20 protein-coding genes are annotated in these 26,111 nt (G+C 55.9%); 7 read left to right on the top strand and 13 right to left on the bottom strand.

From position 1 onward, the window contains the following. Window positions 1–85: 85 nt before the first annotated feature. From ACOSDR_RS05850 to ACOSDR_RS05875, 6 genes are all read right to left on the bottom strand, one after another. A complete protein-coding gene (locus ACOSDR_RS05850; RefSeq protein ID WP_420730656.1) occupies window positions 86–2,377 on the bottom strand; it encodes a CHASE2 domain-containing protein in 2,292 nt (763 codons plus the stop codon). 32 nt (window positions 2,378–2,409) lie between these two features. Beyond that, window positions 2,410–3,765 carry a FecR family protein gene (locus ACOSDR_RS05855; protein ID WP_420730657.1) on the bottom strand — a complete coding sequence of 452 codons (1,356 nt, stop codon included), beginning with the start codon at window positions 3,763–3,765 and terminating at the stop codon, window positions 2,410–2,412. A gap of 16 nt (window positions 3,766–3,781) precedes the next feature. Then, window positions 3,782–5,296: a tetratricopeptide repeat protein gene (locus ACOSDR_RS05860; RefSeq protein ID WP_420725229.1), complete on the bottom strand. Its 1,515-nt coding sequence runs from the start codon at window positions 5,294–5,296 to the stop codon at window positions 3,782–3,784. Between the two features lie 236 nt (window positions 5,297–5,532). Continuing rightward, complete coding sequence (locus ACOSDR_RS05865) at window positions 5,533–6,360, bottom strand: MBL fold metallo-hydrolase (RefSeq protein ID WP_420725228.1); 828 nt, start codon at window positions 6,358–6,360, stop codon at window positions 5,533–5,535. A 117-nt stretch (window positions 6,361–6,477) separates the two neighbouring features. Next, on the bottom strand, window positions 6,478–7,152 hold the full coding sequence (locus ACOSDR_RS05870; protein ID WP_420725227.1) for an OmpA/MotB family protein: 675 nt from the start codon (window positions 7,150–7,152) through the stop codon (window positions 6,478–6,480). Between the two features lie 20 nt (window positions 7,153–7,172). Continuing rightward, entirely contained in the window at window positions 7,173–7,964 is a 792-nt protein-coding gene (locus ACOSDR_RS05875) for a motility protein A (protein WP_420725226.1), read from the bottom strand. A 190-nt stretch (window positions 7,965–8,154) separates the two neighbouring features. Here ACOSDR_RS05875 and ACOSDR_RS05880 point away from each other — a divergent pair, with 190 nt between their 5' ends. Then, the gene (locus ACOSDR_RS05880) at window positions 8,155–9,453 is read left to right on the top strand and encodes a class I SAM-dependent RNA methyltransferase (RefSeq protein ID WP_420730658.1); all 1,299 of its coding nucleotides are present in this window, start codon (window positions 8,155–8,157) and stop codon (window positions 9,451–9,453) included. A 35-nt stretch (window positions 9,454–9,488) separates the two neighbouring features. Here ACOSDR_RS05880 and ACOSDR_RS05885 read toward each other — a convergent pair whose 3' ends face one another. Then, window positions 9,489–10,364, bottom strand: coding sequence for an AEC family transporter (locus ACOSDR_RS05885; RefSeq protein WP_420725224.1), 876 nt, complete (start codon window positions 10,362–10,364; stop codon window positions 9,489–9,491). Between the two features lie 12 nt (window positions 10,365–10,376). After that, window positions 10,377–11,372 (bottom strand): adenosine kinase, encoded by a 996-nt coding sequence (locus ACOSDR_RS05890; RefSeq protein ID WP_420730659.1) that lies wholly within the window; start codon window positions 11,370–11,372, stop codon window positions 10,377–10,379. A gap of 192 nt (window positions 11,373–11,564) precedes the next feature. On the opposite strand from ACOSDR_RS05890, the gene ACOSDR_RS05895 reads away from it, so the two are divergent. Continuing rightward, complete coding sequence (locus tag ACOSDR_RS05895; protein ID WP_420730660.1) at window positions 11,565–12,107, top strand: response regulator; 543 nt, start codon at window positions 11,565–11,567, stop codon at window positions 12,105–12,107. A 2-nt stretch (window positions 12,108–12,109) separates the two neighbouring features. Here ACOSDR_RS05895 and ACOSDR_RS05900 read toward each other — a convergent pair whose 3' ends face one another. The 5 genes from ACOSDR_RS05900 to ACOSDR_RS05920 form a co-directional block, all read right to left on the bottom strand. After that, window positions 12,110–13,633 (bottom strand): inorganic phosphate transporter, encoded by a 1,524-nt coding sequence (locus tag ACOSDR_RS05900; RefSeq protein WP_420730661.1) that lies wholly within the window; start codon window positions 13,631–13,633, stop codon window positions 12,110–12,112. Further along, window positions 13,621–14,097, bottom strand: a complete 477-nt coding sequence (locus ACOSDR_RS05905) for an NUDIX hydrolase (protein WP_420725220.1) — start codon at window positions 14,095–14,097, stop codon at window positions 13,621–13,623. The genes ACOSDR_RS05900 and ACOSDR_RS05905 overlap by 13 nt, the downstream gene beginning before the upstream one ends. Before the next feature lie 69 nt (window positions 14,098–14,166). Continuing rightward, window positions 14,167–15,528, bottom strand: coding sequence for a 30S ribosomal protein S12 methylthiotransferase RimO (gene rimO / locus ACOSDR_RS05910; RefSeq protein WP_420730662.1), 1,362 nt, complete (start codon window positions 15,526–15,528; stop codon window positions 14,167–14,169). Between the two features lie 32 nt (window positions 15,529–15,560). Continuing rightward, window positions 15,561–18,719, bottom strand: coding sequence for an efflux RND transporter permease subunit (locus tag ACOSDR_RS05915; RefSeq protein ID WP_420725218.1), 3,159 nt, complete (start codon window positions 18,717–18,719; stop codon window positions 15,561–15,563). Between the two features lie 11 nt (window positions 18,720–18,730). Beyond that, window positions 18,731–19,888 (bottom strand): efflux RND transporter periplasmic adaptor subunit, encoded by a 1,158-nt coding sequence (locus ACOSDR_RS05920; protein WP_420725217.1) that lies wholly within the window; start codon window positions 19,886–19,888, stop codon window positions 18,731–18,733. 207 nt (window positions 19,889–20,095) lie between these two features. Here ACOSDR_RS05920 and speB point away from each other — a divergent pair, with 207 nt between their 5' ends. The 5 genes from speB to ACOSDR_RS05945 all read left to right on the top strand — a co-directional run bounded on the left by speB (window position 20,096) and on the right by ACOSDR_RS05945 (window position 26,110). Next, entirely contained in the window at window positions 20,096–21,073 is a 978-nt protein-coding gene (speB, locus tag ACOSDR_RS05925) for an agmatinase (protein WP_420725216.1), read from the top strand. A gap of 50 nt (window positions 21,074–21,123) precedes the next feature. Next, on the top strand, window positions 21,124–22,302 hold the full coding sequence (locus tag ACOSDR_RS05930; protein ID WP_420725215.1) for a response regulator: 1,179 nt from the start codon (window positions 21,124–21,126) through the stop codon (window positions 22,300–22,302). A gap of 192 nt (window positions 22,303–22,494) precedes the next feature. After that, the gene (locus ACOSDR_RS05935; RefSeq protein WP_420725214.1) at window positions 22,495–23,727 is read left to right on the top strand and encodes a glycosyltransferase family protein; all 1,233 of its coding nucleotides are present in this window, start codon (window positions 22,495–22,497) and stop codon (window positions 23,725–23,727) included. A gap of 6 nt (window positions 23,728–23,733) precedes the next feature. After that, window positions 23,734–24,966 (top strand): glycosyltransferase family 4 protein, encoded by a 1,233-nt coding sequence (locus ACOSDR_RS05940; protein WP_420730663.1) that lies wholly within the window; start codon window positions 23,734–23,736, stop codon window positions 24,964–24,966. Further along, on the top strand, window positions 24,959–26,110 hold the full coding sequence (locus ACOSDR_RS05945) for a glycosyltransferase family 4 protein (RefSeq protein WP_420730664.1): 1,152 nt from the start codon (window positions 24,959–24,961) through the stop codon (window positions 26,108–26,110). The genes ACOSDR_RS05940 and ACOSDR_RS05945 overlap by 8 nt, the downstream gene beginning before the upstream one ends. Window position 26,111 lies beyond the last annotated feature (1 nt).

Consider the following 26,111-nt stretch of genomic DNA (forward strand, 5'->3'; position numbering starts at 1 on the left):
AACTTTGTGATTATTGGAATAACGAATGCAGTTTATCACAGCATCGCGACTTGTATATCGCAACCTTGGAAAACATTTCCAGGGGTTATTTGCTGGTTGCGATATAAACGCCATCCCAGTTCGCCGGCGGGGGATTTTGGCGGTATTCGTCGATGCGTTCCTGATAAATCGCGTAAAATCCATCCATCTGGCCGGATAATTTTCCGGTCAGCGCCTTTAGAAGGGATTCAGCCTGATCCCATTCCTGTGCGCGAAAGGCGGAAAGCAGCGTTTCATGGTGCCGGGCATGATCCAGAAACTCCTGCGACTGTCTGAGGTCGCTGCGCCCGATGCAGGTTGCGATCGTCACCGCCTCGGACTTGCCCTTCACCGCTATTCGATCCAGTTCCAGCGTTGCGAAATCATCCGCAACAGCGTGCCATGTGTCGGTGCCCAGAACGATGCCCACGCCATAGCTTTTCGACTGACCCTCCAGCCGAGAGGCCAGATTGACGGCATCCCCCAGAACGGAATAGTCAAAGCGCTGGTCCGAGCCCATATTCCCGACCACGCAATCCCCGGTATTGACCCCAATCCCGATATTCAACGGCAGGAAGGGGTCGCCCGCCGCCTGTGCTTCTGCCTCACGCTCTTTGTTCAATGCTTCCAGGGCTTCAAACATCGATAATGCGGATTCGCAGGCGTCCTTAGGGTGATTCGGCACATCCAATGGGGCATTCCAGAAGGCCATGATACAATCGCCCATATATTTATCAATCGTGCCGCGTCGATCCAGAATGCAGTCCGTCAATGGGGTCAGGAAGCGATTGATCAGCAAGGTCAACCCCTGGGGATTGCCCTTAAAGCTTTCTGAAATCGTTGTGAAACCGCGAACATCACAAAACAGGAAGGTCAGTGTCTTTGTTTCACCGCCCAGTTTCAGGCGTTCCGGCTGTTCTGCCAATTGCTGCACCAGATCCGGGGAAAGATAATGCGCAAAAGCGCCGCGAATCTGGCGTCGCTGAGATTCTTCCCGAACGAACAGTATTACGGTTCCTGCCAGATAAATTGCCAGCGTCGCGCCGCTGGGAAACACAGGATCGAACAGCTGTAGATGCTGGGTGAACATCATCCAGGCAAAACCAAAGGCCCCCATGACGCAGATCCCGCCAAACAGCGCGGATTTGGCCGCACCCAATCGGGGCATCGCGATGATCAACAGCAGACCCAGGATCAGAATAAAACCCAACTCAAAATAAAACGCCGTGCCGGGGCGTTCCAGAAAATGATCGCTGATGACCTGTTCGGCGATTTCAGCATGAATCTCCACCCCTGGATATTGCGAGGCCAAGGCGGTTGCGCGCAAATCCAGCAGGCCCGCTGCCGTGGCGCCCACAAAGACGATGGCTCCCTGGACAAGGGTGGGATCAAAGGTGCCGTCTAACACGGATTTTGCTGAGATAAACCGTTCTTGCCGGTGGCCGGTGGAATGCAACCAGATTCGCCCAAAAGGATCGGTTGGGATGGTTTTTGCGCCGATCTGGATATTGGCCAGACCATTCACATTGCCCTGTTCCAACAGGGACGCTGTGCTGTCGGTTCCCGCCGCCCGGACGATCATGGTTTTAACCCCCTGAACCGTGCGGAAAGCTTCCGCGACCAGCGAGGGGTATAGCAGCGTGTCGCTCCCATTTTTGGGATCCAACTGGAAAATCACGGGCACGCGGCGAACCAGGCCGTCCTGTTCCAGGCGCATGCTGAAGCTGCCATTGCCAGATGCGGCCTTCTCAAAGATCGGCAGATTGGTGACAGCGCCCGTATAAACGGGTTTCAGGAAGCGCCGCACATCGCCCGCATTCAGTCCTTTGGTCGCAAAGGTTCCATCAAAATCCGGTATGCGGGGCAGGCGTTCATCCTGGCTGAGCACGAAACCCAGAACCACAGGGTTCAATGCCTCCAGATACTGGGCAAAGGCAGCATCGAAGTCTGGCAGGTTCTTAATCCGCTCCATCAGGTCTTCTGCGCCTTCCAGAACAGACCATTCCTTAACGGCATTCGGTGGGGAAATGCGGTCCGGTTCCGAAAACACAATATCAAAGGCGACAACTGCCGCGCCGGCCTGGCGCAGGTTCAGAACCATCTGGGCAATTGTCAGGCGCGACCAGGGCCATTGACCGTGAGCAGCCAGGCTGTCCTCGTCAATATCGACGATCCGGACGGGAATATCGGCGTCTGGATTATAGTCTCTTGGATAGGCGCGCATCAATTCGTCAAATACCGCGAATTGCAGCCCCTCCAGCCAATTGGGTTCTGATGCACGCACAAAAAGGGCGCCGATCAACAGCAGAAGCGGCGCCCAGAAATGTGCTTTTTTCCCAAACCAGGTCATGGTCGACATTCAGATCAGAAAAGAGTGATTATGATACAAAATCACATGCCGGCGCTGAGCGTCGCGCTGCCTGTTCCGGTTCCGCCGTTATGGCTGACCGAAAGTTCCAGTGAATTCGTTCCGGTAAATGTGACACCGCCGGTGCAACTGCCGCAGGTTCCGGTATTGTTATTGGATCCGATGGCGAAGCTGGAGGTCGAATCGTTCACGGCCACACCACTATTGGAATTCAGAATGACGGTCCCAATATCTGTCGACCCCTGCTTCAGGATTCCTGTGCTAATATCCACGGTGCGGGCGGAAAAATCGACATTGGTGTTGAAGCTGCCGATTATCGCGCCGGTCAGGTCCCCTGACCCGCTGACGCTGCTTTCCCCGGAAAATGCCGCAGCGATATCGGCATAGGTGAAACCCCGACTGTTGCCGGCCAGATCATTTGTATTGGCGACATCCTGAGACTGGCTTGTATTGGTGTTGGTGGTGCTGATCGTGTTTACCTGCTTGAAGGAGGTGTCATTCGATACGTTGGATTGGGACTGAGCATTCTCGGTACCGCTGCTTTCCGTATTGGTATCCGTGGAATTGGATTGGTCACCAGAAGAATCATTGCCGCTGTCGGCGTTAGAACTCTGATTGCCTCCCCGTGCCGTCAGACCGGCGCTGATCTGTTGCAGGGCGCCAGGTGGGGCGATGAAAAACACAGGGGGTTGCCCCGGGGTTGCCAGAACGGCACCGCCCGGACGATTCAGATCCACAGATCCATTGGGAGAGGAAAAGGTGAAGGACCCGATCGGCGCACCGGTCTGGGTCAGTGGCCCCGGTCCGGAAAGGGCTGCAAAGACCACCGGTTGCGGGTTACCGGATGTATCTTGGGCACCTTGATTCTGTTGTTCCATCTCCTGCGGGAAAATTTCAGTTGCCTCTTCCACGGTCAGGATGGCCACATCGCCAAGGGTCCCGCGAATCCCAATGGTGCCGACCGGCAATTTGATCGTCATGTTCTGGGGATTGCCAGACGATACATTCCCCGTCACGAACCGCATCACCCCCTTGGTCATGTTGGCAGCAAGAGAGCCCTGTCCGGTCGCGGGGTCATAGACAAAAGTATCGATGGAAATTTCACTTTCCGGACCGATGGTGAAGACGGTTTCATCCAACAGCATGATCTGCATGCCGGAGTCCGGCCCTGATGTGACGGCATCGTTCAGAAAGATCGGCTCGCCACTGTCGATTTGCCGCCCGACCGCATCGACGCGCGCAACACTGACTTGACCTTGCACCGCCGCGGAAACGCCGGCCTGCACCAGGTCTTGCGAAACGGCTGGACCGAAGGGCAGCAGGACCAGCGCGGCGACGGCGCAAATCTGTGCGGTAAGAGGGCGTGTCGCATATGTCATCGGGCTGATCCCTTCCTCAAAAATCAAAGGCGCGAGACAGCAAGAGCTGGATGCGCTTATTTTCGGTCTGGTAGTTTGTGATATTGGAACGCTGATAGCGATATTCCCCGGTCAGAGAGATCGTCGTCTCTTCGGCAAAAGACAGAAATTCCGCGTTTTCCGTGCGCTGTTCCTGTATCCAGTCCGACCCGATCAATTCTGATAGGGGCATCCCATAGGTCATGCGAACACGAAAGGGCTGTTCCAGGCGGTGAACCCCGTTTTGCACCAAGGGGTCCGGGTGTTTGTACTGTCTTGTGCCCAGCATCACGCTACTGACCAGAAATTTCCCGTTTTCGAGGATCCAGGTATGGTTCGCCTCAACATTTTGATAGGAGTATGAGAAGGTCTTCGCCCCATTGTTTCCACTATCGGCGGCACCGCTCTTATATTGAGACTGTGCGACCAGAGAGACATAGTGATCCGGGAATAACAGCGTTCCAACCCCCAGCTCCACATCTGACTTCTTGCCGCTGCGCAGGGTTAATGTCTGGAAATCAGGTGTGTTGTGATAGTTTTCATCCTGACCGGAGACCAGAAACCATGTGTCCAGCAGGGCGGCGTCCGGGTCGGGCAGACGAATCTTGTGATCCAGCCTCAGTTCAACACCTTTTGAGGTATAAAACTTGTTCCAGCCGATGCGCATATTGGACAGGAAAACCCGGGGCGCAATGGTGATGCTTGGATAGCGCCAGCGGAACCCCAGATCCGTATTCAGGGCCTGAATATCCAGCTTGTTCTGTTCTGACAGCGTGTCCCCATACAGATCGACGCCGCCAAAGAATTCATGCTGGTTCTGAAGGCCGGGATCATGGGTGAAGTCGTATCCCAATATTGTCAGTAACCCGATATCGCCGTTTGGGCGATCCCGCTCCAGGGCAATCGGACTGCGTGCGCCAAAGGCCATCAGGCTTTCCGAAACCGGTGCTGCATTTCGATTGGTATCGGCATAAACGCCGACACTGACCCGCACGGATTGTTTGGTTGCCTGTTGTTGCTGTTGAATGTCGGCAAGGTAGGTATTCACCTGTTGGCGCACATCGTCCGGCAGGTCCGCTTCTGCGACAGTTTGAAATTCTCGTTCGGCACCGGCCATATTGTCCAGGCGATACAGAATGATGGCATATAACAGCCGAACATTCAGCGCCTCTGGTGCGATCAGCAGAACCCGCTCCAGCGTGGCGAGCGCGCCCTTCACATTGCCGTCCTGAATCTGTTTGCGCGCATAACAGACATTCAAGGCGGTGTCGTCAGGATTGGACAGGACATCTGCAAAAGTGACCGGCGGGCAGTTTGGATCATTCATCGCTGAAATAGCGGCGCTGGTCGCTTGCCTGACGTCATTTAAGGCTGGCGTGCCTTGCTGAGCCTCATCAATTTGCTGATCCAGAGAGTTTTGTGCGACCTGCTGGGCGCTGGCCATTCCTGAAGGAATAGCCCAGGCGATGGAGGTCACAACAATCGAAAGAATAAAAGAATGCCGACAGTCCATTTCACGAACTTCCTTAGTCCAATTATATGCAGCTGATACCGCCCCCGCCATCCAAACAAAAATATAACTTAATGCTGATACTTTAGCATAAATGCATATTCGTTTTTCAATAAAAGTGACCGTTAACCACTATCTTTCGTAAAGTTGCGGGTTATTGTTGCCGGTTTGCAACGGAAAATCGTCTCTGTCTGCCTCTCTGCGTTTTGTCAGCCTTGATTGCTGTCCCTTGTGCGCCCTTACAGCAGATTGATTCGCATATTTTCCCGCGCGATGATCGCGCCGGACCAGGTTTCGCGCGCCTTGATTTCCAAGGCCTCCATAAAGGCATCATCATGGGTGGGATCGTGATGGAAAATCGCCAGCATTCGGACATTTGCGGCACGGCACAGTCGGATGCCTTCTTCCCATGTGGAATGGCCCCAGCCCACCTTTTCCGGAAATTCCTCCTCCGTATAAGTGCTGTCATAGATTACCAGATCCGCCCCCTCGATCAGGGCCAGGACATTTTCGTCCGGCTTGCCGGGCACATGTTCCGTGTCGGTCACGTAACACATCGCCTTGCCGCGATGTTCAATGCGATAGCCGGTTGCGCCATTGGGGTGGTTCAGGGGCATTGTTTTTACGCGGACATTTTCTGATAAATCGAAAACATCGCCTGCCTTGAAATCCGAAAACGTCAATTTTCCGCGCATCGCTTCCAGGGGGACAGGAAAAAACGGCTGCGCCATTTGCCCCGACAGAACCTTCCGAATGCCGCCCTGATCTTCTTCAACATGCCCGGCCATGATCTCAAAAGACCGGTCCGGCAGAAAGGCGGGCGTGAAAAAGGGGAAACCATTGATATGATCCCAATGGGTATGGGACAGCATCAGGTGGGCGTGCTTCACATCTTTTTTCAGCATCCATTGACCCAGCGAACGGATACCCGTTCCCGCATCGAATATGATGTGCTCCCCCCCGGCGGAGACTTCAATACAACTGGTGTTGCCCCCAAAGCCGATATGGCGTGGCGACGGGCAGGCAATAGACCCGCGCACTCCCCAGAACTTTACCTTAAACGCCATTGATCATACCTCTCAATTCTCCCACTAACTATCCTGAACCGGTTCCTCTATCAGCATAAAGGCTCATTTAAATAAAAAGTATATACAATTTTAAACAAACCGCACGGCTTTAGGGTCTTATGGATGAAGTCTGAGTGATATGCGCTCGTTCTGTTGCTGGTTCGCGACGATGGGATTCTTGGCGACATCCAGATTCGGGACTTTGGGTTGGGTGTCGGCAAAGCCGGTTGCTGTCAGCCATTTTGGTTCAACGCCCAGATCAATAAGTTCGCGCACAATGCGGGCTGCCTGACTGGCGGAAAGCTCCCAATTGGTTGGATAGATGGACCCTGACGGTGGGGTCCTGTTGGATGTGTGCCCTTCCACATCGACCTTAAAGATATCATAGGGCGGTTGGCGCAATTGTTCCCGAATGGCCTCCAGTACCGGGATCGCACCCTCATCCAGCTCCGTCGTACCATCTTTGAAAAAGGAGCCGCTGGAGAAATCAATGACCACCCCCTGATTATCAAATCCAACATTGATCGCATTGGGTGGAAACGGGCTGACTTCCGCCAATTCAAAATTCAACGATGCTTCCAGGTCGAATAACGGGGTATCTCCGCCGCCCGCACCGATCTTATCGGCAATTCCGGCCTTCACCTCATCAAACATGGGAAGATCGACTTTCGAGAAGGAAACCAGCATCACGAAAAACGCCATAAGCAGGGTGATGGCATCCGCATATGTGACCAGCCAATCCTCGACCTCGTCGGGCGCTTCCCCGGCGGGAGGTTTGCGCTTTTTAGCCATATCACCCCTCCCTTGCCTTGTTATTTCGCCTGCTTATCAATGTCGAAACGTATGTTGGGGTCCAGGAAACTATTCATTCGATCTGCAATATATCTTGGTGAGCGGCGTTCGGCGAGCATCACAAGGCCTTCTGTAATCAATTCGTGTCGAAAGCGTTGTATCTGTTGGCGCTGGGTCAATTTGGATGCGGCGGGAATCAGGATTAATCGGGCAAATAACACGCCGTATAGGGTCGTATTTAAGGCGACGGCCAGACCGATCCCCAGATCTTTCGGATCGGCGCCCAGGCTGGACAGCATAATAATCAAGCCAACCAATGTGCCGATCATGCCAAAGGCCGGTGCCGTCGCGCCCATGCCTTTCAGAATGTTGGCGGGAACCAGATTCCGCTCAAAAGTCTTATCGGCGGTAATTTCCAGGGTTTCGCGCAATTCTTCCCCGGTATAGCCACTGAGCAGATTTTCGACCCCGAAGCTCAGGAATTCATCCCCCTGCACTTTCTTGACTTCAGCCTCCAGACCGATCAGCCCCTTCTGCTGCGCCAGATACCCCCATTGGATCAAGCGCCCGACATCCTGATTCAGGACATTCCGTCCGGCCCGATAGACTGCAAACATGCTAAAAATGCTGCGCAGGGCCAGCATGACATAGCGGTATTCCTGACCCAGAAAGGTCGCCGCCAACGTGCCACCGATGACCATGACAAAGCTGAAAGGGTCAACGAATATCAGATAATTGTTCGTCTGCGATACGATCGCGAAGATGAACAGCCCAAAGGCCAACAGAAAGGCAATAAGCGTATTAAGTGACATCTGCCGTGAACGCCCCCCGCAAAACCCTTTTACAGCCCCATGACTTTCTGGGCTGTCTTGCCCGTGTTAATCATGTATCAGTATGCGCGATTCGGCCCCTGTCATCCGCAACTGAATGGGCGAGTATGGGTGACTTCGCGGCAAAAGCCAATAAATCTGCCCCATAATTGATACCAGGAGCCTTGTGCCCGTGCGCCCCAGACGAAAAAGCACTAAGAGTCGCGTTGCTGCACCGCCCGTTACTGTCACGGTTGATAGCATCGGTGCACGGGGTGACGGTGTGGCTCAGGGCCCATCGGGCCCGCTGTTTATACCGGGCACGGCGCCCGGGGATACGGTTGTCGCGGCACCCGGCGAAAAGCGGGGCGACGGCTGGGCGGCAAAGATGCTAGACCTTATTACGCCCGGTCCGGACCGCGTTGATCCCGTCTGTCAGCATGCAGCGACATGCGGTGGCTGTTCATTGCAGCATTTAGATCTGAGCGCGATTGCGCGCATCAAGCGCGGCCATCTGGTGGAGGCCTTAAGCCGCCGCGGGATCAGTGAAGATCTGGTTGCACAGACGCGCGAAGTGCCCCCGGGGACGCGGCGGCGCTTGCGTTTGACAATCGTGCGTCCGGGCGGAAGGGCCATGATCGGGTTTAACGTCCGGGGCACAAGCCGCCTGATCGATATCCAGGAATGCCCGGTCGCCCGACCGGAAATAGTCGCCCTGTTACCGGCCTTGCGAGACCTCGCTACCTCCATGAACAGTCTGGGAAAGGGCGGGGATATTCAGGTCACACTCAGTGATACCGGGTTTGACCTGATGTTTATTCCGGCCCGCCCGTCCGATCCCGACCTTGCCGAACGGCAGCGGCTGGTCAGCTTTGCAGAGAAACATGATATCGCGCGGATTGCCTGGGAATCGGATGGATTTGCAGAACCCGTCGCAGCAAGGCGGCCCGCCCGCCTGGTGATCGCCGGTGTGCCGGTCGATCTGCCCATCGGGGCGTTTCTGCAGCCCAGTCGAGAGGGGGAGGCAATCCTGGTCGATCTGGTGCGCGCCGGACTGCCGCCAGACGCTAAAATCATTGCCGACCTGTATGCAGGATGCGGCAGTCTGTCCTTGCCGCTGGCCGTGGGTGGGGCAAATGTCTTCGCCGCTGAGGGGGAATCAGCCCCCGTCGACGCCCTGCGACGGGCGGCAGCGGGCCTGCGTGTCCAGGCGGAATGTCGGGATCTGGCGAAACATCCCCTGACCGAACAGGAACTGGCGCGTTACGATGCGGTTATTTTTGATCCGCCTCGTGCAGGCGCAGCGGCCCAGGCAGAGCGACTGGCCTGGAGCACTGTTAAGACAATTGTTGCAGTATCCTGCAATCCGGCAACCCTGGCGCGGGATCTTGGCGTGTTAATGGATGGCGGCTATGAGGTGCAGAAGGTCACCCCAGTCGATCAATTCACCTGGTCATCGCATTTAGAAGCCGTCGCTGTTTTAACGCGGTAGAGCAACATTCAGGAGTTCATGCGGCCGCTTGATGCTCACAGAATAAAATACAGCAGGACGGGCAGGGCGACGAAGCTCATCACGGTGGAGACGACCACCAGGCCCGCCACTTCGGCCGGGCTGTTGTTGTAATATTGTGCGAACAGGTAATTGAACACCGCAACAGGCATGGTGCACATAATCAGCATCACCCCGGCTTGAACGCCGTGCAGGTCAAAGCCCCAGACCATGGCCAGACCGATGATCAACCCCCCGCCGATGCGAATAACCGATAGGATGATCGCGCGGCCCAGATTGCCAACCGTCAGGCGCGCCAGCGATACCCCCAACAGCAACAGCATGATTGGTATTGTAAACTGACCAATCAGGGAAATTGTATTGTCCAGCCACAGGGGCAGTTGTGTTTCCGTGCCCAGCAACAGCCCCGCCAGCAGGATTGCATAGATATGGGGTGTCGTCGCCACGCGCTTCCAGGAGATATTGCCTGCCGCAATCGACGACCCGATGGTGAATTGAATGACGGATGAAACCGTGAAAAAGCCAACACCCAGCGCCAGACCGACATCACCATAGGCAAACAGGCACAGCGAAAGCCCCATATTCCCGGTATTGGGCAACATCAGGGCGGGAAGAAACGGGGGCAAGGGCAGGCGCATCAGTTTCAGGGCGATGAACCCCAAAGCAAAGGCGGAAAAATGCACCAGCACCGCCATCCCGGCAAATTGCGACACCTCCATCAGGGAAATATCTGATTTTATCAGGGCGGAGAAAACCAGGCACGGACTGCCGATAAAGACCACAATCGGGGTGAACTGGTCACTGTCCAGGGTGCGCCCGGCCTTGACCCAGATATACCCGACGGCAGCGGTCAGAAAGACCGGTGCCAGAACCGCGATAAGGTTTTCGATCATGGTGCCCCGCCCTTATGCCCCCAGCACTGTCGCAACCAGGGCTTTCACATCCGCTTCCGGGCGCGCGCCATAGTGGGAAATCACTTCTGCTGCCAGTATTCCGCCAATCCGGGCGCATTTCGCCAGATCATACCCTTGTGTATAGCCATACAGGAATCCTGCGGCATATTGATCGCCAGCGCCTGTCGTATCCACGACCTTGGCGACCGATTCTGCGGGAACAACATGCATATCGTCCCCAGACAGGATCACAGACCCTTTTTCGGATCGGGTCAGGCAGGCAATCTTGCAATCCTGCTTTGCGGTCTTCAGCGCGGTATCGAAATCATCCGTCTGATATAGGGAACAAATCTCCTGCTCATTGGCGAACAGAATATCGACATGATTGCGCACCAGATCCAGAAAGGCGTCGCGATGGCGGTCGACGCAGAACCCATCGCTTAAACTCAAGGAAACCTCACGCCCTGCAGCATGCGCGGCATTGGCTGCGGCAATAAAGGCGGCTTTGGCAGCATCGCGATCAAACAGATATCCTTCCAGATACAAAACCCGGGCGGCCTGGATCGCAGAAACGGATACGTCGTCTGGAGCGAAATTTGATGCCGCCCCCAAATAGGTCACCATGGTGCGCTGTGCATCGGGTGTCACCAACACCAGGCATTTACCGGTTCCCATGTCGCCAGGGGCTGCGGCTGTTGGGAAATCCACGCCCATCGCGGTCATATCATGGCGAAAAACAGCACCGAACTGATCGTCACAGACCTTGCCGATATAGGCCCCCACACCGCCCAGCGCGGCAAAGCCAGCCATGGTATTGCCGCAAGACCCGCCGGATTTTTCAACTCCGGCTGGCAGGGTGTCATAAAGACTGTCAGAATCGGCGCGTTCCACCAGGGACATACCGCCCTTGGGAAGTCCGGCGCGTGTCAGCGCTGCGTCATCGACCTCGACCAAAACATCAACAAGGGCGTTGCCGATACCGATAACATCGTAGCGCGTTTCTGACATATCAAAACTCTCCTAAAGAAAATAAGGTATTGCCCGGAAGGGTCAGGAAGAACTTAGTGATCGCGTGATACCCCCATCAACAGCATTGTGCAACGGTACGCAGGAAAGTTGCGTTAAAATCTAACCCATTGACGTGTGATGTATTCTGATAAAGATATCTGTAACCGGTTCGTGTGGTAAGGATTGAGTGCTATGGCTCAAAATTTTGAGCGCCTGAGCGTCATGATCGTCGATGATAATGTGTCGATGCGTCATTTGCTGAAGGAAATATTGTTGGCTTTTGGCATCGTGCGTATCGCGGAATGCAGCGATGGGAAAGAAGCATTGATGCATCTGAAAAGTTTCCATGCAGATGCGATCTTTGCCGATTGGATGATGGAACCGATGAGCGGCCTGGAACTGGCGAAGAGCATTCGGACGGACTCGGACCGCCCGTATATACCCATCATAATGCTGACAGGCCATACAGAGCGGCATCGTGTTGAAGAGGCCCGCGATGCAGGAATAACGGAATTTTTGGCAAAACCAATTTCCGCCAATTCTGTTTATCAACGCCTTCAGGAAATTGTTAAGCGACCCCGAAGCTTTGTTAAGGCGCCGGGTTTTGCCGGCCCGGACCGTCGACGTCGGCCGCCTGTCGGGGACGGCTCCCTGAAACGTCGGGCGTCAGATATCGAAGGTAAGGACGCGACCTCAGCCGACAGCAAGCCCCCGGGTGGTGCGAAAAAGCCTTAAACTCAAGAGCCAACGTTCATGACCGATTGCACGATCAGGAAAATCCCGGCGGACAACAGCGCCGACGCAGGAACCGTGATCAACCAGGCGGCAATAATGGTCAGGAAATGGGACCGTCGCACCAGTTTGCGATGGGCAATCTCCTCCGGCACCATCCGGGGCAGGGATTTGGCCCCGCGACGCTCTGCGCCTGCCCAGGCAGCATCGGTTTGTAAACGACGCTCCGCCTTGCGGATCACCCGCTGGCGGCTGGTATAGAATTCCCGAAAGAAGCCGACACCGAAGACGGCGCCGACCGCGATATGCGTGGAACTGACCGGCAGGCCCAGCCAGGAGGCAAGGATCACCGTGATCGCGGCGGACAAGGCGACACAGAAGGCGCGCATCGGGTTCATCTTGGTAATGCGCGCGCCAACCATGCGGATCAGTTTCGGCCCATACAGAAACAACCCCAAACTGATTCCAAAGGCACCGATCAGCATGACCCAGATCGGCACGGTGACCGTCGCGGCGATCTTCCCGTCTTGCAGGCTGTGCAGGATCGCCGCCAGCGGGCCAATGGCATTGGCGACATCGTTTGCACCATGGGCAAAGGACAGCAGCGCCGCAGAACAGATCAGCGGGAAGCGAAATAAGGCACGCAAGGACTGATTGCGGTTTTCCATGCCCCTGGATTGACGGCGGATTATAGGGTTCATTACCGCCCAACAGATCAGGAAAACCACGCCTGACAGGGTCAGAATAACCAGACCGCTGGGTTTCCAGATATGGGATAATCCCTTTAGCACCAGATATCCGAAAAACGATCCAGCCATGATGGCGACCAGAAGCGGGATCCAACGACGCGCCGCTGCGATCTTGTCATCACGATAGATCACATAGACCTTAATGAAGGCTAGAAACAGGGCTGCAATCACGCCGCCCAATATGGGCGAAATAACCCAACTGGCAGCAATCGCCCCCAGGGTTCCCCATTGAATCAGGGAAATACCAACCGCCGCTATGCCTGCCCCCATGACGCCCCCGACCACGGCATGGGTCGTTGATACCGGTGCCCCGATCCAGGTCGCCAGATTAACCCAAATTGCAGCCGCCATCAGGGATGACATCATCGCCCATATGAATGTCTGTGGCTCTGAAACCTGGGTCGGGTCGATTATGCCTTTGGCGATCGTCGAAACGACATCGCCCCCAGCCAGCAGGGCACCGGCGCTTTCGCAAATGGCTGCGATCACCAGGGCCCATACCAGTGTCATGGCGCGCGCACCAACTGCCGGGCCGACATTATTGGCAACGTCATTCGCGCCAATATTCAGCGCCATATAGGCCCCCAGAATGGCGGCAAAGACGATCAGTGTCGCATTATTGCCGAAACCGGATATGACCAGAGCCAGCAAGCCTGAAAACCCCAGAAACAACAGCGCCAGCGACGGGGCCGTCAGGCGTCCTGACAGAGACCGTGCAGCGGCCTCGACATGGACGATCTTTTCCAGGTCTTTATCCAGGGATTGTTTTAAAGGGTCCATGGCACCGTGGGAAAAGTCCGCTGGGCAGACTGTAGTAAATGACACAATCCGGCATCGTCGACCTGACCGGCAGCTTCTGACAGGGTGCACCAGCGCATTTGCCGATCGCCACGTTCTTTCCATTCCAGCCGATGTTCGATCACGTGTAACGGATAAACCAGGACGGAACAGCGCACTTCATAGCCCTTGGACATGCGCTTCTGATAGTCGAAATGCCCAAAGGGTTCCGCCGAAACAGGTCCGATCACGCCGGCCTCTTCCTCCGCTTCGCGTGCGGCGGCGTCTGAATAGGACAGGCCTTTGACCGGCCATCCTTTTGGCAGAATCCAGCGTCCCCGCTCCCGCGAGGTTATCAAAAGAATTTGCGTCTGCCCGCCTACGGAAACATAGGGCAGGGCCGCGATCTGTTGCACTGATGCTGGCTGAATGAACACAGGCTTCTTCAAATCAGGGGGCGTTGTCACAAATATGTAACAATCACTATCGCACGATTCGACCCAGGCCAATCGTTAATGTGCGGGTTGCACAACGGGTTACTTCAGGATCACTTCGCCATACAGATCATAGTCGTCAGCGTCCGTGATCTGAACGGTAACCAGATCGCCGGGCTGCAGGGTTTCCGCGCCGGGGCCTTCGATATGGACATTGCCGTCGATTTCCGGGGCATCGGCGGTGCTGCGGGCGGTGGTATAGCCGTCGTCGCCCTGCGCCTGATCGACCAGGACCTGCATTTCCAGGCCGATCTTTTTCTGTAATTTCGCGGCGCTGATTTCCGCCTGGGCGGCCATAAAGCGGTGCCAGCGGTCCTCTTTCACATCTTCAGGAACATGGTCCGGCAAATCATTGGCGGCGGCGCCGTCGACATTTTCGTATTTGAAACAGCCGACGCGATCCAGTTGCGCTTCTTTCAGCCAGTCCAGCAGAAAATCAAAATCCGCATCCGTCTCGCCGGGGAAGCCGACAATAAAGGTGGATCGCAGGGTGATGTCGGGACAGATCGCCCGCCAGGCATTGATCCGCGTCATGGTCTTTTCCTGATGGGCCGGGCGGCGCATCAGGTTCAGGACATTGGGGCTGGCATGTTGAAATGGGATGTCCAGATAGGGCAGGACCAATCCGTCGGCCATCAGCGGCACCAATTTGTCGACATGGGGATAGGGATAGACATAGTGCAGCCGAACCCAGGCCCCCAGAGACCCCAGTTCGCGCGCCAGATCCTGAATATGGGCGCGGACTTCCTTCCCATTCCAGCGGCTGGTCTCGTGTTTTAAATCGACACCATAGGCGGATGTATCCTGGCTGATGATCAGCAGTTCTTTCACCCCGGCCTTTACCAGGCGTTCCGCCTCATACAGGACTTTTGCCGCAGGACGGCTGACCAGCTTGCCGCGCATCGACGGGATGATGCAGAATTTACAGCTGTGATTACAGCCTTCAGAGATTTTCAGATAGGCGTAATGACGCGGCGTCAGCTTGATCCCCTGGGGCGGCATCAGGTCGAATTTCGCATCCTGCAGCGGCGGCAGCACATCGTGGATGGCATTGACCACCTGTTCATATTGCTGAGGGCCGGTGACGGCCAGCACATTGGGATGCACGGCGCGGATCGCGGCCTCGTCTTTACCCATACAGCCGGTGACCACGACACGCCCGTTTTCCGACAGAGCCTCCCCAATCGCTTCCAGGGATTCCGCCTTGGCGCTGTCCAGGAAGCCGCAGGTATTGACCACGACCACATCCGCCCCTTCATAGGACGGGGATAGGTCATACCCTTCCGCCCGCAAGCTGGTCAGAATTCGTTCAGAATCCACCAGCGCCTTCGGACAGCCTAAACTGACGAAGCCGACTTTGCCCGGAGAGGTTTTCGGGCGGAGGGATGCATTGACTGTGCTCATAACGCGGGTCGTAGCCGAGATTTACCCGGCACTCAAGCCTCAGTCTTCGGGTCCTCATAGGGTTCGCGGGGTTTGCCGGCGAATTTCTGACAGATTGTATAGAAGACCGGTGTGAAGATAAGGCCAAAGATTGTAACCCCGATCATGCCGGAAAACACGGCCGTTCCCAGAACCTGACGCATCTCCGCCCCGGCCCCGGTTGCTATCACCAGGGGCGTGACCCCCAGAATGAAGGCTAAAGAGGTCATCACGATCGGGCGCAATCGGGTTTTAGCGGCTTCCACGGCGGCGTCAAAGCGGCTCATACCCTCTTCTTCGGCCTGACGGGCGAATTCTACGATCAGGATCGCGTTCTTCGCTGCCAGGGCGACCAGAACGATCAGTCCGACCTGGACTAGAATATCGTTTGAATAGCCGCGATAATTGACGCCCAACATGGCTGCTAACAGACACATAGGCACAATCAGAATTACCGCCAGGGGCAGCAGCCAGCTTTCATACTGGGCGGCCAACAGCAGGAATACGAACAGGACTGCCGCGCCAAAAACATAAATCGCTGTATTGCCGGCCTGTTTCTCCTGGTAGGCGATATCCGTCCATTGATAGGTGAAACCATCAGGCAGAACCTTATCTGCCAGGGCTTCCATCTTCACAATGGCCTCGCCCGTGGAAACGCCCGGTACGGTCGACCCCTGAACGGCGGCACCGGGGGCCAGGTTAAACCGAGGCACGCGATAGGGGCCTGTGCGGTTCTCAAACGACGCAATGGTGCCAATGGGCACCATCCCGCCATCCAGATTTCGTGTCCACAGCTTGCTGATGTCGGAAACGTCGTCGCGAAATTCTTCATCCGCCTGCAGCTTTACCCGGAATGATCGACCAAACAGGTTGATATCATTGACATATTGTGACCCAAGGAAGGTCGACAATGTGGAAAAGATGCGTTCCAGCGGCACATTCAGCATTTCCGCTTTCTGGCGATCGATATCCGCATAGATCTTGGGCGTGCTGGTGTTAAAGAAAGTGTAGACTTGCGTTAGTTGCGGATCTTGACCCGCTGCACCGGCAAGAGTCCAGGCCGCCTGTTCCAGCGCTTCTGACCCCCGTCCCTGACGATCCAGAACATATAACTTAAAGCCACCACCGGTTCCGATTCCTCGAATGGGCGGTGGTTTGACGACAAAAATCTGCGCCTCCTGAACCTGGGAGACAATGCCCCACATCTGTCCAAAGATTGCGTCCGCGGTTATGCCTTTTTCCTCCCGTTCCGCAAATGGCATCAAGGGGGTGAAAAGTACTGCCGCATTCGTTGCAGACGTAAATGTTGCCCCGTCAATGCCGGTCAGGGCGACAACATTGCCGACCCCTTCAATCGCTTTGATCTTTTCCGCAAGGGGGGTCACGATTTTATCTGTTCGATCCAAAGAGGCACCTGGTGGCCCTTGAATCACAGTGATGAAATACCCCTGGTCAATTTCGGGCACAAAGCCGGTTGGTGTCTTCATGAAGGTATCCGCGGCAACATAGATCAAGCCGCCATAGACGACCAATACGATCAAAGGCAGGCGCACCAATCGTTTCACCGCCCCGCCATAGCCGCTGGACAAGGCGTCAAAACTGCGATCAAACCCACGGAAGAAAGCATGGATCGGACGCATCAGCAGCGAGTGCTTTTCGTCCGCTTCGTGCTTGCGCAACAACATGGCCGCCAGCGCTGGCGACAATGTCAGCGAGATTATCAGTGAAATCACCGTCGAAGCGGCAATCGTGACAGCAAATTGCCGGTAAAACTGCCCGGCGATACCCGTCACGAAGGCGGTCGGAATAAACACTGCCAACAACACCAGTGAAATTGCGATCAAGGCCGTGCTGACCTCGTCCATCGTACGGTGCGCTGCCTGACGCGGCGTCATGCCTTTGCGCAGATTCCGCTCAACATTCTCCACCACGACAATGGCGTCATCGACGACAATGCCAATGGCTAATACCAATCCAAACAGCGTCAGATTGTTCAGCGAGAAACCAACAGCAGCCATGATCAGGAATGTTCCGATCAGAGAAATCGGAATGGCGACAATGGGAATAATTGCTGCGCGCCAGGTCTTCAGGAACAGGATGATGACGACCACCACCAGGGCGATGGCTTCCAAAATGGTTTGCAGCACGGCATCAACCGACTGTTGAATGAATTCAGTCGGATTGTAGACGGCGCGGTAGTCAAGACCAGGTGGAAAATCTTTTTTCAACTCTTCCAGGCGTGCCAGGACGGCATCGGATGTCTCTAGGGCATTGCTGCCTGGGCTTTGGAATACCAAAATGGCCGCTGCTTCTTTACCATCCAGATAGGAGTTGGAGGAATAGTCATAACCACTCAACTCCACCCGGGCAATATCACGCAGGCGGGTGATGCTGCCATCGTCGCCGCGCTTGACGATGATCTGTTCAAATTCCTCTGGCTTGGCCAATCGGCCTTTGGCTTCGACATTCAGGCGCAGATCAATGTTGTCTGACATCGGCTCCTGCCCGATCACGCCAGCGGCGACCTGAACATTCTGTTGCTGCAGGGAGGCAGTGACGTCATCGACGATCAGGCCCAATTCGGCCATGCGCTGCGGGTCCAGCCAGACCCGCATGGAATATTCCCGCGCGCCAAACACCCGGACGTCCCCAACGCCATCCAGACGGGCGATTTCATCCTTAACCTTCAAATAGGCGTAGTTGGAGACATAAAGATGATCCAGTGAATCGTCTGGTGACAACAAATGGGCCACCAGCATGATATCCGGTGAATTCTTGCGGGTTGTGACCCCCAGAGCGCGCACCGGCTCTGGCAGACGCGGTTCGGCGATGGCGACCCGGTTCTGCACCAGAACCTGGGCTGCATCCAGATCCGTCCCTAACGCGAATGTGACAGTGATCGTTACACCCCCATCCCCGGTCGATTGTGAATTGATGTAGAGCATATTATCAACGCCGTTGATTTCCTGCTCGATCGGGGAGGCGACGGTTTCTGCGACAGTTTCCGCGGATGCCCCGGGATAGGTGGCCGAAACCTGGATGGTGGGGGGCGCAACTTCAGGATATTGCGCAATGGGCAGGCTGAAAAAAGAAATTCCTCCCAACACCACAATGACAATGGACAAGACCGATGCAAAGATCGGGCGTTCGATAAAAAAGTGGGAAAATTTCATAACTTCACGCCTTATTGCTTATCGGTGACTACTGTAATCTCGCCATCCTGCGGGGTGACTGGTTGCCCAGGACGCGCTTTTTGCAGCCCGTTAATTATGATTTTGTCTGTTGGTTCAATGCCTGAGCGAATAATGCGCAGACCATATTCGCGGGGACCCAGAACCACGGGTTTGGACTCTACCGTCCCATCGGCTTTGACCGCCAACAGCAGTTTCTGTGCCTGATCGCTCATAATGGCGGAATCCGGCACTAAAATCGCCTTATAGCGTGGCGAGTTCGGCAGGCGCAGTCGTCCGAACAAACCGGGCGTCAAGACATCATCTGTATTGGGGACGACGGCGCGCAGACGAATCGTGCCCGTGCCTTTGTCCACGACATTGTCAACGAAATCAATTGTACCCTCGCGTGCCCAGTCAGTTTCATCGGACAGGTTCAACTGCACCTTTACTTCAGAACTCTGCCCATTCGTAACTTCTTCGGTTGCTCGCATGCGCTGGTATCCCAGATAGTCCCGCTCGCTGAGATCAAATACGAAATGCATCGGGTCCAAAGACACCACACGGGTTAGTTCTGTTGGATTCGCATCCCCCAGAACAAGGTCACCAACATCTACGTTGCTGTTTGAAATACGTCCTGTAACAGGCGACTTGACGGTAGAGAAATCCACATTCAATTGGGCGCGGGCCAGAGTGGCGCGGGCAGCGGCGACATTGGCGTCGGCGGAATCCTTTTCCTGCCGGGCGGTGTCCAGCGCCGATTCAGTCACCGTGCGCCCGCTGGTCAACTTGCTCAGCCGCGCCAGTTCCGATGCGGCAAGCTTCTGGGACGTTTCCGCCGCGATCAGATCAGCGCGCGCCCCGGCGACATCGGCCTGATAGGTACGGGGGTCGATGGTGAACAGGACCTGGCCTGCCTCGACCATCTGTCCATCATTGAAATTAATGCTATCGACATAGCCCGTCACGCGGGCGCGAATGATGACATCCTCAACCGCTTCAAAACGGCCGGTCACTTCATCAAACTCGATCAATTCCTTTACCAGTGGGGTTGCCACGGTCACGGTTGGGGGAGGTGGGGCAGCCCCTTGCTGAGCATCGGTTTGCGCATCGTCGCAACCGGATAATACAATAAGGGTCGCAATGGCTGCGATGGTGTGCTTAACGCGCATGGCGCGATCCTCCCATTTCTCAATAAAACCACGAATAGGGCCACAGATGTGTCGGCCTTTGACGCAATGCAACATATTGTTTCATCGCAGTGCAAACAATCTCCTTTCGTAAACTTTATTGTGATGTCGTGCATACATAGCCTTGCCGAATTGGAATCGCCCCCCCAAACTCGGTATTTAATCGGGTCGTTATGGGGAGCGTTTGGAATGTCGATGCATGCAGGCGATGTTGACGGTGATCAGGCGTTTCGGGCGGAAAGCCTGATCGGACGCGGTCATGATGCAACATATTCCGGGGCAACAAGTTTTTTGCGTCGGAAGTATACGCGCGACCTGGGGGCTGCGGATGTTGCTGTTGTGGGTATTCCCTTCGATCTGGCGACAACCTATCGCCCGGGCGCACGCCTTGGCCCTCGCGCCGTGCGTGCGGCATCTGTGCAATTGTCGGAGCTAAAAGCATTTCCATTCGGCTTTGATCCGTTTGACACATTGGCGGTTGCCGATTGGGGGGATGTTTATTTTGACTCCGGCTATGGCAAGGATGCGCCTGATGTCATTACAGCGGATTTCAGGGCTATCCTGGAGACAGGGACCAAAACCCTGGGCCTTGGGGGCGACCATTTTGTCACCTATCCGATCCTGCGGGCTTATGCCGAAAAATATGGCCCGATCCGGCTGATCCATTTCGATGCCCATTGCGATACCTGGCCCGATGATGGTGTGCGGCTGGACCATGGCTCGATGTTCGCCCGCGCGGCGACAGAAGGCCTGGTTATTCCGGAAAAATCGGTCCAGATCGGGCTTCGAACATGGAATGACGATGACTATGGCTATGTCGAAATGAATGCGCCCTGGATTCACAAGAATGGCGTTCAGGCTGTTATTGATCGTACATTGGCGGTGGTGGGAAGCGATGGACCTGCCTATATGACGTTTGATATTGATTGTCTGGACCCGGCCTTCGCGCCAGGCACCGGAACGCCCGTCGCAGGGGGGCTTTCCAGTGCGCAGGGGCTTGAAATTGTGCGTGGTCTGGGCGCAATCAACTGGGTTGGGGCCGATGTTGTGGAAGTCGCGCCGGCCTATGACCATGCAGAGATTACGGCGATTGCGGCGGCGACAATCGGCCATGATTGGCTGTGTTTGCTGGCTGAAAAGAAACGGGCTGAACAGAAATCAGCTTGACCGGTTGCCGGGGTGATCACTCCTGACGGCGGCTTCTATCTGGGATCGACATGAGCGTATTGAACTACAGCACTATTCTAATCGTTGAGGATCAACTGCAAATCCGGAGCCTGTTGTCTTCGGTGCTGCGGACATTTGGGGTGGGCAACATTCTGCGCGCGTCCAATGGCGCGGAAGCGATTGAATTACTACGCACCATGGCGCGGGACCCATCGGCCGCAGGTGCCGGGCGGGTGGACGCTATTCTGTCTGACTGGGTGATGCATCCTGTCGATGGGGCCATGCTGTTGCGTTGGGTACGCAAACACAAGGAATCCCCGAACCGCTTCATGCCCTTTGTCATGATCACAGCGTTTTCCGATCCGGCCCGTGTCCAGTTGGCCAGAGAGCTTGGGGTGACGGAATTTCTCAGCAAGCCATTTTCGGCGCAATCTGTCGCCGTGCATCTGATGGCGGCCCTGAAAGATAAAAGACGCTATGTCCGGATCGGCAATTTCTTTGGTCCGGATCGTCGCCGCCGTGAAACATTAAGCGCGGAAGAACGCCGTGATGCCGAAGAGTCTGATCAGGCAAAGGGCGTCACCTTCTATGATCCACCCCCGGACATGCGCCGCCGCTTTGCATCTGCTGAAATCAATGTCGAACAAATCGTCGCGATGCAGCGGGAAATGGACAGCTGGTCTGAAGATTTCCGCGACTGGACACTGGATTTCATCAAACAGATCGAAAGCGCTCTTACGGCCTGTCGTCGGTCAGACACGGCCGATCGCCGCCGTCCCTTCAACGCCATTAACTTTCTGGCCCATGAAATGCGGGGTCAGGGGGGGACATTTGGCTATCCGCTGGTGACCCAGGTTGCGCGGTCTTTGTTTGACCTGACCCTGCACAATCTGGATCGGTCCGATGCGTGTTGCGACCTGATTGAGGAACATCTGCGCATTTTGAAAGCAGTGGTCCGCGACAAGATCAAAGGCGATGGCGGCATTGTCGGGCGCGAGCTGCTGCGTGAATTGCAGCGCGCCAATGGTAAGTTCCTGCGCAATTCTTCCGGCCTGCAATATGTCAGTCGGGCGTTTCAGGAATCCAATGCCAATGCCTTAAATGAACCTGAAAAACCAAAGCAAAAGCGCCCGCCCCCCCGTAAGCATTTATTGTCTGATGACGGCGACAGTACGGATGTTGAAGTTGTCGATGCTGAAGTGTCACATCCTCATGAAACTTCCGACTAGCGGATTTTACCTCACATTCGGTCGCTGATGAGTCATTTTCAAAAATCAGAATTCTATGCCATAGTTAAGCACGTGTTTGGGAACAGCATGGATTTTGTGCTGCCTTCTCGTGCCAGAAACTGCGCGTTCCCGCGCGCTGGCGGAAACGTCGAATAGGGCCTATTGGGGGTCGATAGGTTTGGGAGAGGCAGGATGGAAGGCTATACACGAACCGGTCGCGGGGATAATGCCCGCGTTCTGATCTATTCCCACGATACTTTTGGGCTGGGCCATTTGCGCCGTTGTCGTGCCATCGCGCATCATCTGGTGGAAAAGAACAAGGATGTCACGGTCCTGATCCTGACGGGATCATCGATCATCGGCAGCTTTGATTTTCGCAGCCGCGTTGATTTTGTGCGGGTTCCGGGTGTGATCAAGCTGCGCAATGGCGACTACACCCCGCTGCAACTGCATATCGACATTGAAGATACTCTGGCGCTGCGGGAATCCATCATCCGCCACACGGCCAGCATGTTCGATCCCGACCTGTTTATCGTCGACAAGGAACCGCTGGGCCTGCGGGGAGAGGTGGAAGAGACGCTGCATGTTATGCGGGATCGGGGGGTGCCGACGGTCCTTGGGCTGCGCGATGTAATGGATGACCCGGACCTGCTGGAACCGGAATGGGAACGCAAGAATGTCATGCCCGCCCTGCAGGACCTGTTTGATGCGATCTGGGTCTATGGCCTGCCGCAGATTCATGATCCGCTGGCGGGAATCAATGTGCCTGATTCCGTGCGCCGCAAAATGACCTATACCGGGTATCTGCGGCGGGAGGTTTCCAGCGATGGCAACTTGTCCCAGCCTGCAAAGATTGACAGTCCCTATATCCTGGTCACCCCCGGCGGCGGTGGCGATGGTGAAGTGATGGTCGATTGGGTGATCCGTGCCTATGAGGTAGATCGCCAACAGCCTTATCCCGCGCTGATCGTGCTGGGTCCTTTCATGCCGTCGGAAACCCAAGCCTATTTCATCGAACGGGCAACTGTATTGGACGATGTCGAGGTCATTACCTTTGACGCCCACATGGAAAGCCTGATGTCGGAAGCGGTCGGTGTTGTTGCGATGGGCGGCTACAATACCTTCTGTGAGATTATGAGCTTTGATAAGCGTGCCTTGATTGTCCCGCGTACCGTGCCCCGGCGGGAACAGTTTATTCGGGCAAAACGGTTTCAGGAACTGAACCTGGTGTCGATGTTAAGCACGGGCGAGCAGACGGATATAAGCGCAATGATCACGGCCCTGCGCCATTTGCCGCAGCAGCCTAAACCGTCACAGGTTGTCGTGCCTGGCCTGATGGATGGATTGGAAAATGTGGATCGTCTGGCCCGCCGATGGATTGAACGGCCCAGACGTGCCCTCACTTTGGCAGAAAAAAGAGCCTAAACATCCATGAAAGGTCCTGTTGCTTTTGTTCTGAAGGGTTATCCCCGACTTTCGGAAACCTTTATCGCGCAAGAGATTTTGGGCCTGGAGCGACGTGGTTTGGATATCCGCCTGATATCGCTGCGCCACCCCACAGATACGGCGACCCATCCGGTCCATGCGGAAATTCGGGCACCTGTTTCCTATCTGCCGGAATATCTGCATTCACAGCCCTTGCGGGTCTGGCGGGGATGGCGCAAGGCGCGGAAGCTACCCGGTTACAGGGATGCCTGGGCCGCGTTTAGTGCTGATCTCAAACGGGATAGAACGCGCAATCGCCTGCGCCGCTTCGGTCAGGCCTGTGTTTTGGCAGCCGAACTGCCGCAGGATGTGGTGCGGTTGCATTTTCATTTCCTGCACACACCAGCCTCCGTCACGCGCTATGCCGCAATAATGCGTCAATTGCCCTATAGCGGGTCCGCCCATGCCAAGGATATCTGGACCTCCCCCGATTGGGAAATCCGTGAAAAGCTAGCTCAGTGTGACTGGCTGGTGACCTGCACCGCCAGCGGGGCAGAGCATTTGCGCAAACTGGCCCCATACCCGGATCGCGTCGCCCTGCAATATCATGGCATCGATTTGAACAGGTTTCCCCTGCTGGACCGAAAGCCACAATCGGTGCCGGGACCGGTTATTCTGTTGTCGGTGGGTCGTGCGGTGCCCAAAAAGGGATTTGGCGACTTACTGACCGCCCTGTCCCTGATCCCGAAAGAGCTGGATTGGCGGCTTGTCCATATCGGCGGTGGGAAATTGCTGGCATCCCTGAAGCAACAGGCGGTGGACCAGCACTTATACGACCGCATTGAATGGCGCGGGCCACAGCCCCAGACAGCCGTATTGGAAGCCTTGCGTCAGGCAGATATTTTTGTGCTGGCCAGCAAGATTGCCAAAGACGGGGATCGGGATGGCCTGCCCAATGTGTTGATGGAGGCGCAAAGTCAGGGCGTGGCGGTGGTCGCGACCGAAGTATCGGCCATTCCAGAATTGATCGAACAGCAGAAGACCGGCCTGCTGGTGCCGCCGGGAGATTCAGCGGCCCTGTCGGCGGCTTTGGAAAGGCTGATCCGGGATCAAACCCTGCGACAGACATTGGCTCAGGCTGGCGCGAAACGGGTGCGCGAGTCTTTTAATGCCGCCCATGAATTGGATATTCTGGCGCGGCGCTTTGGCTTGCAACCGGAAGACCAGCCCGATGACTGATGAGCCGCCCCCTGCAAAAGTCGCCTTTTATGCCCCGCTGAAACCGCCCGGCCATGTTACCCCATCGGGCGACCGGCGCTTTGCCAGATTGCTGATGCGCGCCCTGCGGCAGGCAGGGTTTCAGGTTGATCTGGCCAGCAGTCTGCGCAGTCGCAACGCCGATGGAAATGTCACACGACAACAGCAGATTGAAGCGCGCGCGGCGCGGCTGATCCCTAAGCTTTTGGCGCGTTATGGCCAGAACCCCCCTGATATCTGGTTCACCTATCACCTGTATCACAAGGCCCCGGATTTATTGGGCCCCGCCGTCAGTCGCGCGCTGAATATCCCCTATGTGGTTGCCGAAGCCAGCGTTGCCCCTGCGAAAGGGTCTGGACCCTGGGCGCGGGGATATCGACTCAGCCTGGATGCACTCAATCAGGCGGCGCTGGTTTTACAGCCCAACCCAAAGGACTTTGCGGGGGTCGCCCCCTGTTTGCGGTCCAGTGCGGATCAGGTTGCGTTGCCACCCTTTCTGGATACACGGCTGGAAGGCGCGCCCTTTGCCCATCGGGTTGACCATCGCGCGGCCTGGGCGGCGCGTCTGTCCCTGCCATTGGACGTGCCCTGGTTGATTGCGACGGGCATGATGCGGGAAGGGGACAAGAAACAGTCCTTCTTGGTGCTGTCTAAGGTCATGAGACAGCTTGGACCCGCGAATTTACGCCTGATTCTGGTCGGTAATGGCCCCGCGAGAGCGGAGATTGCAGCGGCCTTTGCCGGTGATGATCGCATCTGCTTTGCAGGCATGCTGGAGGCCCGGGCATTGCGCCAGTTGAATGCCGCGTGTGATCTGTATGTGTGGCCCGCTGTGGGGGAGGCGTTCGGCATGGCCCCGCTGGAAGCACAGGCTGCGGGTTTGCCGGTGGTGATGGGGGATCGTCCAGGGGTGCGCGCAATGGTGCGGGACGGGGAAACAGGATTGCTGACCCCGGAAGGCGACGCACTGGCTTTGGCAAGTGCGGTCGAAACACTGTTGGCAGACCCGATACGACGGGGGGAAATGGTGTTTGCAGCGCGCGCCCATGTACAGGCGCAGCATGATATATCCAGCGCCGCGCGGATGTTGCATAACACCCTGACTCCCTTGATTCAGGGGCGCTGAC

It is taken from the genome of Hwanghaeella sp. 1Z406, from assembly GCF_048892425.1.
Classification (GTDB): Bacteria; Pseudomonadota; Alphaproteobacteria; order UBA8366; family Aestuariispiraceae; genus Pacificispira.